Origin of the sequence: Xanthobacter cornucopiae (assembly GCF_043195065.2) — a bacterium.
Taxonomy (GTDB): Bacteria; Pseudomonadota; Alphaproteobacteria; order Rhizobiales; family Xanthobacteraceae; genus Xanthobacter.
In genome coordinates this window covers 122,539-136,836 of record NZ_CM195531.1, presented here as the reverse complement: position 1 = coordinate 136,836, position 14,298 = coordinate 122,539, and the positions used below count along the sequence as shown (strand labels likewise).

At 71.8% G+C, this 14,298-nt stretch carries 5 protein-coding genes; 4 read left to right on the top strand and 1 reads right to left on the bottom strand.

The window, feature by feature from the left end:
* Positions 1-35: 35 nt before the first annotated feature.
* The gene (locus V5F53_RS00525) at positions 36-1,871 is read right to left on the bottom strand and encodes a capsular polysaccharide export protein, LipB/KpsS family (protein WP_393995832.1); all 1,836 of its coding nucleotides are present in this window, start codon (positions 1,869-1,871) and stop codon (positions 36-38) included.
* 343 nt (positions 1,872-2,214) lie between these two features.
* Between V5F53_RS00525 and V5F53_RS00520 the strand changes: the two genes are divergently transcribed.
* From V5F53_RS00520 to V5F53_RS00505, 4 genes are all read left to right on the top strand, one after another.
* Complete coding sequence (locus tag V5F53_RS00520) at positions 2,215-3,360, top strand: polysaccharide pyruvyl transferase family protein (protein ID WP_393995831.1); 1,146 nt, start codon at positions 2,215-2,217, stop codon at positions 3,358-3,360.
* Between the two features lie 11 nt (positions 3,361-3,371).
* Complete coding sequence (locus V5F53_RS00515) at positions 3,372-4,691, top strand: glycosyltransferase family 4 protein (protein ID WP_393995830.1); 1,320 nt, start codon at positions 3,372-3,374, stop codon at positions 4,689-4,691.
* 631 nt (positions 4,692-5,322) lie between these two features.
* Positions 5,323-12,834, top strand: a complete 7,512-nt coding sequence (locus tag V5F53_RS00510; RefSeq protein WP_393995829.1) for an SDR family NAD(P)-dependent oxidoreductase — start codon at positions 5,323-5,325, stop codon at positions 12,832-12,834.
* Positions 12,835-12,893: 59 nt separating this feature from the next.
* Positions 12,894-14,219: an aminotransferase class I/II-fold pyridoxal phosphate-dependent enzyme gene (locus V5F53_RS00505; protein ID WP_393995948.1), complete on the top strand. Its 1,326-nt coding sequence runs from the start codon at positions 12,894-12,896 to the stop codon at positions 14,217-14,219.
* Positions 14,220-14,298: the final 79 nt, after the last annotated feature.

The window sequence follows — 14,298 nt, the reverse complement described above, 5'->3', positions numbered from 1 at the left end:
CGCGGCGTGCCCTTCAGCCGGGAGGCGAGCAACGGCTACGGCACCGGCGCCGGCCGACGCGTCAGCAGCGCCCGGTCGGCGAGCCCGAGCGGGCGGGCGCCGGCGGGGCGCAGCAGCAGAAGCGCCTCGGCGTCCGCGCGCGCCTCCAGCTCGGCGAGCGGGCGGACGCCGGACCAGCCGAACACGTCCACCGTGACATCGGGCGCCACATCGGCGAACCAGGCCGCGACCTCGGCGGCGGCGAGCTGCTGGATGAGCGCCGCGCTCGGCGCGCGGCGGCGCAGCAGCACCAGGCGGCCGCCGCGTCGGGCCCGGCCCGCCAGCGCCGCCAGTGCCGCCGCCGGGTCGTGCACCGCCTGCATGTCCACCTCGTCAAAACGGATCGGGGTGCCAAGGAACGACGAGAAGCGCCGCGCCAGCAGAATGCGACGCGGCAGCCACCCCGAGCCCAGGCGCGGCGCGCCGCGACAATGCCGGCGCAGGGCCCGCCGGCCGAACCGCTGCTCCAGCACCTCGCGGTCGGCACGCGGCAGGGCCCTCAGGGCGGCAGCCATGCCCCGGTTGCGGCCGAGCTCCACCTCCAGCGCCGCCCCGATGGCCATGAGCCGCCGGATCGGCCCGCCATACCAGGGCGCGCGGGGCGCGGGTGGCGCCGCCGTGGCCTCGGCCACGCGGTGCAGCAGGGCGGCGCCATCGTCCTGCCGCACCATCCCCTGTTCCAGGATATGGCCCACCAGCGCCCCAACCCGCAGCGGATCGGGCCGCGGCAGGGGGGCGGCGGCCAGATGACGCCCAAGCTCGGCCCCGTCCTCGATGTCCAGCGTCAGTCCCTTGCGCCCGTAATAGGGCTCGCCCCAGGCGATCACCGGCAGGCCGGCCATGAGCGCCTCCAGGCCGACATTGGACGAATGCAGGCCCACCACGTCGCACAAAGGGAAGATGTCGTGGATGGAGACGCGCCGCACCACGAACACATGCTCCGGCAACCCCTCGGCGCGGCCGGCGTCGGGCCCGCGCGGATGCGGCTTGAAGATCACCCGCCAGCCCCTTGGCAGCCCCCGGAAGACGGCGCGGTAGATGCTGCCGAGGTCGGGATAGTCGCGCAGGCTCACGGTGATGGTGGCGTCGAAGGCGATCTGTCCCGGCACGAACAGCACCGGCCCGGCCCGCAGCGCCAGCCACGCCTTGAGGCGATCGAGCTCCTCCGGCGCCGTGGCCTGGCGATACTTGGTGATGCGCTCGGCGCGCGCGCGCGCGATGAACCGCGCGGCGCGGGCCGCCACCGCGCCATCCGCCGCCGTGTCGGCGCTCCATGTGCGATCAATCCGGCTCTCGCCGCGAAAGAAGTGCGGGCCGTGCGGATCAACGAAATGATAACCGGGAAAGAACGGGCTTTCCCAATAGAGATAGGGGATGCCCACGTGGGCGCTCGCCACCGCGAGCAGGCGCGAGACCACCTCCGCCCCATGGGGCACGAACACCACCTGCGGCGCCAGCCCCCGCATGACCGCGATGGCGCGATCGGCCACGCCCCGCAACTGCTGGCTCCACACCGATTCGGCGAGCAGGTTGTCGACACGGGCGTCGCCGATGGCGAGGCTGTGGGCGGACAGCTCGATCAGATCCGGAGACAGGCCGTGCCGCGCCCGAAAGGCGAAACCCGACAGGCGCGGCGCCGAATCGAAGCCCCCCTCCAGCAGCACCGGCGCCGCCGGGTCCGTGGCGGCGTGCTCGGCATCGGACCAGAACGGCACCACCACCGGCACAAATCCCGCACCACGGAGGGTGCGCGCCAGCCGCTCCGCATTGCCGGCCGACTCGTCCCCCGTCATGCGGAAGATCAGCGCCCGCCTCGCCTCGCCCCGGTCCATCGTCACATCCACCCGCCCTTGCGCGGCACAGGGTATAAACCGCCTCGGCGCCATCCACACCAGGCCCCGCCCGCCTCCCGGCGGGCCAACCGACCATGACGGCGCCGGCAAGGCAAGCCGGCGCCGCGGGCCAGCGGGCGCGCGGAGGACGCCGGACGGGGCGCGCCGGCCGGACTGACGCAGCGAAGCTTTTCGACGTTTCGAGGGTGCCGACGCGGTCAAATGCGGCTATCAACCGTGAGGCAGGCGCGCTGCCGCTTCGGGTCGCCGTCGCGGCATTCCCGGGCGGGGCGGCACCGGGACGCGGCGGAGGACGCATGTCGGGACGTGGTGTGGAGGTGTGATGGAGCCGTTCCCCGTTCGAGCGAGAACCGCGGCCCTGGGCGCGGTGCCGCTGGTCTGGGCCGCAGCGACGGCCGATCAGTCCCATATCAACCTCGGCGACGCCCTGAGCCCGGTGATGGTGGCGCTGCTGTCCAGCCTGCCGGTGGTCCACGCGGCCCATAGCGCCCGTGGCGTGCGGATGGCGGCGGTGGGCACCATTGGCCACATGCTGCAGAATGGCGACGTGACGGTGTGGGGCACCGGCGTGTCGCGCTATTGCAATCCGCACGCCGTCTCCCGGGTGGAGCGCGTGCCGTTCGCCCCCTATCCCGGCACCCGCTACCGTGTCGCCGCCACCCGCGGGCCGGTGTCGCGGGCGCTGTTCAACGAGGAGAATGCGGTTCGCCCGGCGGTGTTCGGCGACCCGGTGTGGCTGCTGCCCCAGTTCCACCGCCCGCCGGCGGAAAAGAAGTGGGACCTCGGTGTCATCGTCCACCTGTCGGAGCTGAACGACAAGGAGCTCGACACCTTCGTGCGACAGGAGTTGCAGCGCTATCACATCCCCGACGAGTTCCGCGACAGCGTCCGCATCATCCACACCCGCACCGCGATCTCCGCCGATGCCCTGCGCGCGCGGCTCGACGAAATCCTCGCTTGCCGGCGGCTGGTGTCCACCAGCCTGCATGGCATGGTGTTCGCGGAGAGCTACGGCATTCCCTGCCTTTATTTCGCGCCGCGCGGGCGCCGTCCCGGCCTTGAAAGCCGCATCCTCGACCCCAATGACGGCAACGACCTGCGCATCACCGATCTTTATCAAGGGCTCGGCCTCGATCGCCTGCAAGTCTATGTCCAGGCACGGCGCGCGCCCACCGACTGGGCCCACGTGATGCGCGCCATCGACGAGGCCTGGGAACCCAAGCCGTTCGACTACGAGCCGCTGCTGGGCGCCTTCCCGCTCGACGTGGCCCCGCTCCATCCGCCGCCGGGACAGACCGTGTTCGACCATCCGCTGATTCGCGGCCTTCCCTTCCAGCAGACCTCCCTGCTGCGCGGCGACGCCGGCGCGGACACCGGCCTGCAGCGCCTCGCCCGCCTGTTCCGGAAACCGGCGGCGGAACCGCGCGACGCCGCTGCCGCCCCGCCCCAGCCCTCCGGCCCCCAGTGACAGGACGCCCCATGCCCGCCGACAGCCGCACCGGCCACACGCGCCGCACGATCATGATCGACGGATACAATCTGGCGCTCGAGCGGGGCACCGGGGTCGCCACCTATGCGCGCAACCTCAGCTACGCGTGCGGGAGCCTCGGCTACCGCACGGACATTCTGTACGGAATCCCGTCCTCGACCACCAAGGACCCGTTCTTCCGCGAGGTGTCCTTCTTCGCGACCCAGCCGGAACGGGCGAAGCTCACCACCCGCGTCGCCCGCGACATCCACAGCCTGACCACGCCCTTCCTCAATCCCCGGGCGCTCTCCATTCCCATCAGCGGCCGCGTCATCATCGACCAGTTCGCCACCCAGATGCCCCACTTCGATACCATCTGGAACGTAGCCAACCTGTTCGACCGCGCCTTCACCCTTTATTATGCCTACCGCCTCTTCAGCACCGTGGCCGGCCTCGACACGCCGGATATCATGCACTGGACCTATCCGCTGCCGATCCGCCTGAAGAACACCAAGAACATCTACACCATCCACGACCTCGTGCCGCTGCGCCTGCCGTATACGACGCTCGACAACAGAAAATATTATTTCAGCCTTATCAACAAACTGCTGCAGCGGGCCGACCATATCGTCACGGTCTCGGAATCTTCGAAGCGGGACATCGTCGAAATCTTCGGATACCCGGAAGAAAAGATCACCAACACCTATCAGGCGGTGTCCATTCCCCGGCATCTGCGCGACAAGAGCGACGAGATGGTCCGCCAGGAGGTGGAGGGCGTCTTCAACCTGCCCCACAAATCCTATTTCCTGTTCTTCGGTGCCATCGAGCCGAAGAAGAACGTGGGACGAATCATCGAGGGCTACCTGTCGAGCCAGGTGAAGGAGCCCCTCGTCATCGTCGGCAAGCCGGCCTGGAAGGCGGACCGGGAATTGCGCATCCTCTCGGAAACCTCCCACGGCGACCGGGTGCGGCGCTTCGAGTACGTCTCGTTCCCATTCCTGGTCAGCCTGATCCGCGGCGCCAAGGCGGTCGTCTTCCCCTCCCTCTACGAAGGCTTCGGCCTGCCGATCCTGGAGGCCATGCTGCTGGGCACGCCGGTGCTGACCTCCGACCGGGCGAGCATCCCCGAGATCACCGGCGACGCCGCGCTCAAGGTGGACCCCTACAACACCCGGGCCATCGCCGACGGCATCCAGGCCCTCGCCGCTGACGCGACCCTGTGCGAAACGCTCGGCGCCAAGGGACGTGCCCAGGCCGAGCTGTTCTCGCCCGAGCGCTACCGCGAGCGGGTGGCGGCGCTGTATGACCGCCTGCTCGCGCCCGGCGCGTGACCGCCGCCCCACCCCACGTCGCGCCGGACGGAACCGGCGCGACGGCTATGTGCGCACGGGGGCAAGTGTGCTACCTACCGCGAATGGAGGCGAATGTGTCGTCAACGCGGAGGTATCACGTGGAGGCTGCACCCCGGACCGTCCGCACGCCGCGAGTTCCGCTCGCACCGAGGGGTTGCATCGCGCGCGCGGCCTGCTACTCCAGCGTCAGGCGCGGAACGGCAGGCCGGCGGCCATCGATGGACGCGGTACGACGCTACGGGCCGACACCCTTCCCGCCCGACGCCAGGCGACAGTCACTTCTTTCCAGTGCGAGGCGATCGCCGCGGAGGGCTCCAGACTTGATTGACGCAGTGGGCACGAAGATCGTAACGGAACACTCCTGAATCGCATTGCAACGCAAAACATGGCGCCATCCGGCGCACCATGCGGGCGGTGCAGTGATGTTGGAACGGATCATAGACGGCTTTCCGGTGCGCGACCGGAACGGGGGCGGACCGCGCGGGGCGGCATCGCCCCACGGAGCCACGGGCCGGGGTCGGAATACGGTCATTCCACCCCTGGCTTGAGCCGATGACGATTGAGGTTGGGTACGTCGGGCCGCGGCGGATCCGGGCCAAAGAGGGAATGAATGACGAACCGCATCAGCCGTGCCCAGACGCCGATGCCCGAGACTGGACCGAACCACGTTGCCGCGATTCTGGGCTACGCCTGCCGGTTGCCGGGGGCCGCGAACGTGGACGCCTTCTGGTCCCTGCTGTCGGAAGGCCGATGCGCCGTCACCGAGATCAGCCCCACCCGCTGGGCCAGGGAACGCTTCCTGCATCCGCGCTCGGGCGAGCCGGGCCGCACCTACACCTTCGCCGCCGGCGTGCTGGACGACATCTATGGCTTCGATCCCGGCGCGTTCGGCCTGTCCCCGCGCGAGGTGGAGCAGGTGGACCCCCAGCAACGCCTGCTGCTGGAGCTGACCCGAGAGGCCTTCGAGAACGCCAACCTGCCCCTGTCGGAGCTTGAGGGCACATCCGTCGGCGTGTTCGTGGGCGCCTCGTCGCTCGATTATTCGGTGCGGTTCGCGGCCGACGTCAGCTCGATCGATCCGCACTTCGTCACCGGCAATGCCCTCTCCATCATTTCCAACCGCATCTCGTTCGCGTTCGGCTTCACCGGGCCGAGCCTGACCATCGACACCGCCTGCTCCTCGTCCTTGGTGGCGTTCGACCGGGCGGTGCGGGCCATCGAGAGCGGCGAGGTGGACGTGGCCGTGGTGGCGGGCGTCAACATCCTCGCCAGCCCCTATAATTTCGTGGGCTTCGCGCGGGCGGGCATGCTCTCCCCCACCGGCCGCTGCCGCCCGTTCTCCGCCCGCGCCGATGGCTATGTGCGCTCCGAGGGCGCGGTGGTGATGGTGCTGCGACGCCTCTCCACCGCCGGCGACGCCCTGCGCCCGCCCCGCGCGGTGGTGCTCGGCACCGGCACCAATTCCGATGGTCGCACGGTGGGCATCGCCTTGCCCAACACCAGCGCCCAGCAAGCCCTCATCGAGACCGTCTACACCGCGCGCGGCATCGATCCCGACGCCCTGGCCTTCATCGAGGCGCACGGCACCGGCACCCGGGTGGGCGACCCCGCCGAGGCGAGCGCCATCGGCAACGCCATCGGCCGCCGCCGCGCCACGCCGCTGCCCATCGGCTCGGTGAAGTCCAACCTGGGCCACCTGGAACCGGCCTCGGGACTCGCCGGCCTGCTCAAGGCCCTGCTCGCCCTGGAGCACCGGGTGTTGCCGGCCTCGCTCCACCTCGACGAGCCCAACGAGACCATCCCGTTCGGCGAGCTGAACCTCGCGCCGGCGGCGACGCCCGTGCCGATCGCGGATGGCCTGGACGCCGCGGCGGTCTCGTCCTTCGGCTTCGGCGGCACCAATGCCCACGCGGTGATCCGCCTGCCGCGCGCCGACGAGGTGGCGATCCCCGCTGCCATTGAGGCCGCCCCGCCCCGGGCCCTCGCCATCTCCGCCGCCAGCCGCAAGGCCCTGGCGGAGCTGGCCGGCCTTTACGCGGACGCCATCGAGGCCGGCGCCGACGCCGCCACGCTCGCCAACGCCGCCGCGCACGGACGCGGCCAGCTCTCCCACCGCCTGGCGCTGCCGCTCGACGGCCGACTGCCAGTCGCCCCGGCGCTGCGCCGCTTCGCCGCCGACCAGCCGGAGCCCGGCATCGCCGCCGGCGTCTCCGACCGCGCCGCGCGCATCGCCTTCGTGTTCGCCGGCAACGGCGGCCAGTATGTGGGCATGGGACGCGCCGCCCAGCTGTCGAGCGCCGCGTTCCGCGCCTCCATCGCCCGCATCGACGAGCTGTTCATCCCCCGCGCCGGCTGGTCCATCGCGGAAGCGCTGGAAGCCCCGGCCGATCAGGACCGCGTGGCGGCGACGGAGGTGGCCCAGCCGATGCTGTTCGCCATCGGCGTCGGCCTCGCCGAGAGCCTGATGGCCCATGGCTGCCGTCCATCGGCGGTGCTCGGCCACAGCGTCGGCGAAATTCCGGCCGCCTATATCTGCGGCGCCCTCGACCTCAAGGACGCGGTGGAGGTCATCTACTGGCGCTCCAAGCTCCAGGAGCCCACCCGCGGCGCCGGCGGCATGGCCGTGCTGATGGCCTCCAAGGACGACGCGGCCGCCTTGATCAGCGCCGCCGGGGCGGCCGACGTGGTGGTCGCCGCCGTCAACAGCCCGAGCGTGGTCACCATCGCCGGCCCGCGCGCCGAGCTGGATGCCCTGCTGCGGCGCGCCCGCAAGAGCGGCGTGGCCGGCAAGCGGATGGACCTCGACTATCCCTTCCACTCGCCGCTGATGGCGCCGGTGGAAGCGCCCCTGCGGGCGGCCCTGGCCGGACTTGCCCCGCGCGCGGGCGACATCCCCTTCTTCTCCACCGTGACCGGGGAGCTGATCGACACCGCCCGGCTCGACGGCGACTACTGGTGGCACAATGTGCGCGCGCCGGTGCTGTTCGCCGACGCGGTGGTGAACGCCGCCGAGCGCGAGAAGATCGACATCTTCCTGGAGATGGGCCCCCGCCCGGTGCTGACCGGGCACATGCGCGAGACCCTGGAGCCGCTCTCCGGCAACTACACCGTGCTCGGCTCCCTGCAGGAAAAGGCGCCGGCGCAGCGCGACCCGGTGCTCCAGACCCTGCTCACCTGCTTCGTCGAGGGCGCGCCGGTGGCGCGTGAAACCGTGTTCGGCGGGCGGCGCCCGCTCGGCGCGGTCACCCTGCCGCTGACCCCCTGGCAGCGCCAGCACATCGTCGTGCCCGAGACCATCGAGGCCTCCGACATGGGTGGCTCCCGCCGCCTGCATCCGCTGCTCGGTGCCCGGCTGCGCCACGATTCGCAGGAGTGGCACGGCCTCATCGACCCGCTGATCGTGCCCTATCTCGCCGACCACAAGGTCAACGGCACGGTGGTGGTGCCGGCCACCGGCCTCGCCGAAATGGCGCTCGCCGCCGGCCGCGCGATTCATGGCGAGGTCCCGCTCGCGCTGGAGGAGTTCGACATCCTCCACGCCCTGGCCCTGGGCGAGGACGGCGGCCGCGAAAGCCTGGTGCGCGTCGGGCCCGACGGGCTCGTGGAAATCCTCAGCCGGCCCCGCCTCACCGCCGACTGGACGCTGCACGCGCGCGGCCACGTCCGGCCATCGGCCTCCTCGCCGGCCGGCCGGCCGCCGCACGCGGCGGACAACGAGGCGGCGGAGACCCGGCACCTGACCGCCGCCGCGCTCTATGGCGCCGCCGAGCGGATGGGCCTCGACTACGGACCGCAATTTCGCCTCGTCACCGAGGCGACCGCCCGCGGGCGCCATATCACCCTAGAACTGCGGCCGGAGCACGCCGACCAAGGTGCCTTCGGCAGCAGCCATGTGCTGCACCCCACGGTGCTCGATGCCTGCCTGCATGGGCTGCTGCTGGCGGTGGACCCGGCCGACCTCGACAGCGGCCGCGTCTATCTGCCGGCCCGGTTCGGGGCCCTGCATGTGTTCGGCCAGGGGCCGGTGGCGCGGGCCGAGCTGTACGTGGCGCGCGCCAGCGCCCGTTCGCTGCTGCTCGACATCCGCCTTCTGGACTCCGCGGGCACCGTGGTCGCGCGCCTCGACGGCGCCCGCCTTCGGGCGGCCCACCTGTCCAACATGGCCGCCACCGAGACCGATTACCGCCAGCACGTGGAGGCGCTGCCCGCCGCCATCGCCGACATCGGCGTGGTGGAGCGGGTGGAGGACGCCTTCACCGGCCTTGACGACACGGGCGACGCGGGCGACGCCTTCATCCTGCTCAACGCCTTCGCCACCGCGCTCGCCCATGAGGCGATCACCGGCCTGCTGAAGGGCGACGCCTCCGCCCTGGCGGCGGTGGACGCCGACGATCTCGCCGAGCGCGGCATCCTGGCTGCAGCCGGCCGCCCAACCCTGGTCGCGCTGCTCGGCATTCTCGCCCATGCCGGGCTGGCCGGGCGCGAGGGACAGGTGTGGACGGTGGCGTCCGACAGCGGGTTGCCGGACAGCGCCAGCATCCTCGGCGAGGTGCTGCGCGACGCGCCGGAGCGGGCGGCGGAAGTCACCCTCGGCGCCTACCTGGCCGCCGCCGTGCCGGCGCATCTGGCCGACGGCGCGCCGTTGCGCCTCACCGGCGCGCTGCTGGAACATTGGGAGACCGCCGCTCCCCCAGTGCGGGCGCTCCAGGACACCGCCCTGGCCCTGGCCGAGGCGGCGCGCGGCGCCGAACCCACCGCGCCGGCCCGCGTGCTGGTGGTGGAACGCCACGGCGCCCTGGCCATGGCGCTGCTGCCGCTGGCCCATGCCGGCCGGGTTCGCTTCGCCGTGGATGGCGCCGACAGCGCCAGCCGCGACGCCCTGGCCGCGCGTCATCCGGCGCTTGCCCCGTTTCTCGCGCCCCCCGCCACGGATGGAACCGAGACCCATTACGACCTCGTGATCGCCGCCGATCTACGCCCGATGGTGACCGAGGCCGAGGCGCTCCCGGCCCGGCTCGCCAAGCGCGTGTCCGGCGGTGGCGTGCTGGCGGTGCTGCAGATCGAAAGCCATCCCTTCGCCGCGCTCATCGCCGCCGCGACCGATTCCGAGGTCTCGGATGCCGCGCCGCTGCGGCCCATGGACGAGACGGCGCGAAAGATCGCCGCCGCCGGCTTCCTGGGCGTGAAGACCCGCCGTGCCATCGCCGCCGATGCCGTCGTCGACGTGCTGCTGGCCCGCGCTCCCCTGGCCGACACCGACGCCCCTCCCCCCGCCGAAGCCACCTTCGCCGAGGCCCTGGCGCTGGAATTCGGGCACAGCGCGGCGGCCGCCACCCTGGTGGCGGAAATCGACGCCGCCGGTCACGTGGGCGCGCTGCACCGCGTGGCGGACGAGGCCACCTCCTGGGCTCAGGCGCTGACCGGCGCCGCCGCGCCGCGCACGGTGGTGGTGCACCCGCTGACGCCGACCTCGGCGGCCCCCGACGCCCTCGCCCGCCTGTTCACCCGCGCCACCGCCTTGCTGGAAGCGGTGCGGGCCGGCGCCGGAAAGGCGGAAGTGTGGTTCGTCACCCGCGGCGGCGCCCCGGTGGACGGCACGCCGCTCGCCAGCGCCTGCTGGGGGTATGGCCGCGTGGCCATCAACGAATTCGCCGACCTCGACCTGCGCCTGGTGGACGTGGCCCCCACCCTCGGTGCCGATGTCGCCGCCGGGCGGCTCGCCGCGCTGCTGCTGGCCGCGCCCGCCGAGCGGGAACTGGTGATCGGCGAAGGCCCGGTGGGCGCGGTGCGCACCACCACCGCCGCCGCCGCCCGGCAGACCGAGGCGGCACCCGTCCCCACCGCCACCACCGCCATGTCCCGCCTGGAGGCCAAGCCCGGCTCCATGGACCGGCTGACGTGGGTGAGCGCCCCCCGCCCCGTCCTTGGGGCTGGCGACGTGGAGATCGAGGTCGTCGCCAGCGCCCTCAACTTCCGCGACGTGATGTTCGCCCAGGGCATCATCGGCGACGAGATGCTGGAGAACGGCTTCACCGGCCCCTCGCTCGGCTTCGAGTGTTCCGGCGTCGTCTCCCGCGTCGGCGCCGACGTGGCCGACGTGAAGGTGGGCGACCGGGTGATGGCCTTCGCGCCCGCCGCCTTCGCCTCGCATGTGGTGGTGGCGGCCAACATGGCGCTGAAGGTGCCGGACAATGTGCCGCTGAAGGCGGCGGCCACCATTCCGGTCGCGTTCCTCACCGCCTGGTACGGCCTCGTCACCCAGGCGCGGCTGAAGCGCGGCGAATGGGTGCTCATCCACGGCGCCGCCGGCGGCGTCGGCCTGGCCGCGCTGCAGATCGCCCGCTGGCTCGGCGCCCACATCGTCGCCACCGCCGGCACGCCGGAGAAGCGGGCCCTCGCCACCCTCGCGGGGGCCGACATCGTGCTCGATTCCCGCTCGCTGGCGTTCGTGGACGACATCCGCGCCCGCATCGGCGGGGTCGACGTGGTGCTCAACTCCCTCGCCGGGGAAGCGATGGAGCGCTCCATCTCGGTGCTGAAGCCGTTCGGCCGGTTCGTGGAGCTGGGCAAGCGCGACTATATCGGCAACACCGAGATCGGCCTTCGCCCGTTCGCCCGCAACCTTTCTTATTTCGGCGTGGACACCGACCAGCTCATCGCCGCCCGGCCCGACGCGCTGCAGGACCTGTTCGGCGAGCTGGTGCGGCTGCTGGCGCAGGGCGAGTTCACCGCCCTGCCGTATCGCGCGTTCGCCGCCGACGGCGCACCCGAGGCATTCCGCCTGCTGCAGGGCGCCGGGCACGTGGGCAAGATTCTGCTGACCCCGCCACTCGCCCCGCCGCCGGCGGCGCCCGCGCCGGCCACGTTCCAGGCCGCCCGCGACGGGGTGCATCTGGTGGTCGGCGGCACCGGCGGGTTCGGCTTCGAGACCGCCGCATGGCTGGCCGACCATGGCGCCACCGCCATCGTCGTGGCCTCCCGCAGCGGCGTGCTGACGCCGGAGGCCGCGGCCCGGGCGGCGGCGCTCGCGGCGCGCGGCGTGACGCTGACCGCCGAACGGCTCGACGTGCGGGACGCCGCAGCGGTGAAGGCCTTCGTCGAGGCCCTGGTGCAGCGCTACGGCCGCCTGAGCGGCGTGGTGCATGCAGCCATGGTGCTGGACGACGGCCTGCTGCGCGATCTCACCGCCGAGCGGTTCGAGAAGGTGCTGGGCCCCAAGATCGAGGGCGCCAGCCATCTCGACGCCGCCACGCGCGCCCTTGCGGCCGGCGCCGGGCCCGACTATTTCGTGCTGTTCTCGTCGGCCACCACGCTGGTGGGCAATCCCGGCCAGGGCAATTACGTGGCGGCCAACGCCTTCCTGGAAGGCATCGCCCGCGCCCGGCGGGCCGCCGGCCTGCCCGGGCTCGCCATGTCGTGGGGCGCCATCTCCGACGTCGGCGTGCTCGCCCGCGAGACCGCCATCAACGAGAAGCTCAAGCGCCGCATCGGCCGCCACGCCATGACCTCGGCCACCGCGCTGAAGCACCTGGGCGCGGTCCTCGCGGCCGGCGCGTCGAGCCATCCGGCGGCGCTGACCTGCGCTTATATCGACTGGTCCACCGCCGGCGAGCTGGCACTGGTGAAGTCCGCCACCTTCTCCGGCCTGCTGACCGACGGGCGCGGCGAGCGCACCCTGGGCAAGAGCTCCGACCTCGACAGCCTGATCGCCGGCCAGAGCGACCACGAGGCCCGCCTCACCATCGCCCGCCTGCTGGCGGAGGAGATCGGCAAGATCCTCCGCCTGCCGCTGGAGAGCATCGACCTCACCCGTCCGCTGACCGACATCGGCATGGACTCCCTGATGAGCCTGGAGCTCGACATGGAAGTGCAGCGCCGCTTCGGGGTCGAACTGCCGGTGCTGGCGCTGGGCGCCGGCTCCACCCTCATGGACGTGGCCGAGAAGGTGCTGCAGCAGGTGCGCGGCACCGGCGACTCCAGCGGCGGCGCCCCCGCGCAGCTGATCGCCGAGACCGGCATCATGGACAAGCATGTGGACCTCGATCTCGACGCCGAGGCCATCGCCCGCCTCAGCGCCAAGGTGGTCAGCGAGCGCGAGCATGCCAGCGGAGGCATTTTGTGAGCGGAACCAAGACCCAGGGGCGCCTCTCAGCCGACGCCAAGGCGGCGCTTCTGAACCGGATGCGCGCCACCGCCCCCGGCGGCGCGCCCGCCACGGCAACGACACCTCATTACGACACCTCCTTCGCCACCCTGCCGGGCTTCGAGCAATTGAAGCTCATGCACGCGGCCACCAATGCCTTCGGCATTCCCAACCCGTTCTTCCGCACCCACGAGGGCCGCGCGGGGGCCACCTCCGTCATCGGTGGCAAGGAAGTGATCAACTTCGCCTCCTATGATTATCTCGGCCTGAACGGCGCCCCCGAGGTGCAGGCCGCCGCCCATGCGGCGGTGGACGCCTTCGGCACCAGCGTTTCCGCCAGCCGCATCGTCGCCGGCGAGCGCGCCTTCCACACCGCCTTCGAGCGCGAGCTGGCCGCCGTCTACGGCGCCGATGACGCCATCGTCTATGTGAGCGGGCACGCCGCCAACGTCGCCACCATCGGCACCCTAATGGGCCCGCGGGACGTGGTGTTCCACGACGAGCTGATGCACAACAGCGCCATCGTCGGCGCCCAGCTCTCCCGCGCCCACCGGCGGTGGTTCACCCACAACGATCTCGACGCGCTGGAAGCCATGCTGGTGGCGGAACGCGGCGCCTATGGGCGCGCGCTGATCGTGGTGGAGGGCAATTATTCCATGGACGGGGATGCCCCCGACCTCGCCCGCCTGGTCGAGCTGAAGCAGCGCCATGGCGCCTGGCTGATGGTGGACGAGGCGCACAGCCTGGGCGTGCTCGGGCCGCGCGGCCTCGGCGTGTTCGAGGCCCAGGGCGTCGACCCCAAGGCGGTCGACATCTGGATGGGCACGCTCTCCAAGACCCTGGCGAGCTGCGGCGGCTATATCGCCGGCTCCAAGGATCTGGTGGATTATCTGAAGCTCTCGGCCCCCGGCTTCGTCTATTCGGTGGGCCTGTCGGCACCAGCCACCCTGTCGGCCCTCACCGCCCTGCGGCAGATGCTGAAGGAGCCGGAGCGGGTGGCGCGCCTCCAGGCCAACAGCGCCCACTTCCTCGCCGCCGCCCGGGCCGCCGGCCTCGATACCGGCGCCGCCGACGGGCACGCGGTGATCCCGGTCATCGTCGGCGACTCGCTGAAGGCGGTGGTGCTGTCGAACCTGATGCTGGACCGGGGCGTGAACGTCCTGCCCATCATCCATCCGGCGGTGCCCAACAAGGCGGCGCGACTGCGCTTCTTCGTGACCGCGTCGCACACACCGGCGCAGATCGAGGCCACGATGGCCATCCTCAAGGAGGAGCTGCCGAACACCGACACCTTCATCCGCAAGCTCGCCTTCGCCGGCCTCTCCGACATGCTGGAAGGCGGCGCCGGCGCCGCGCGCGGCTGAACCATCGCGCCGGCCAGCCCGTCGCCCGGCCAAGGGTCGGCGGCGTCGGCCCGGCAAGACATGTCAGCAAAAGCGCAAA

What these genes read in the sequence shown, in the direction of transcription:
- V5F53_RS00525 (WP_393995832.1), bottom strand. Translation starts at nt 1,871, where the DNA reads ATGGACCGGGGCGAGGCGAGGCGGGCGCTGATCTTCCGCATGACGGGG.
- V5F53_RS00520 (WP_393995831.1), top strand. Translation starts at nt 2,215, where the DNA reads ATGGAGCCGTTCCCCGTTCGAGCGAGAACCGCGGCCCTGGGCGCGGTG.
- V5F53_RS00515 (WP_393995830.1), top strand. Translation starts at nt 3,372, where the DNA reads ATGCCCGCCGACAGCCGCACCGGCCACACGCGCCGCACGATCATGATC.
- V5F53_RS00510 (WP_393995829.1), top strand. Translation starts at nt 5,323, where the DNA reads ATGACGAACCGCATCAGCCGTGCCCAGACGCCGATGCCCGAGACTGGA.
- V5F53_RS00505 (WP_393995948.1), top strand. Translation starts at nt 12,894, where the DNA reads ATGCGCGCCACCGCCCCCGGCGGCGCGCCCGCCACGGCAACGACACCT.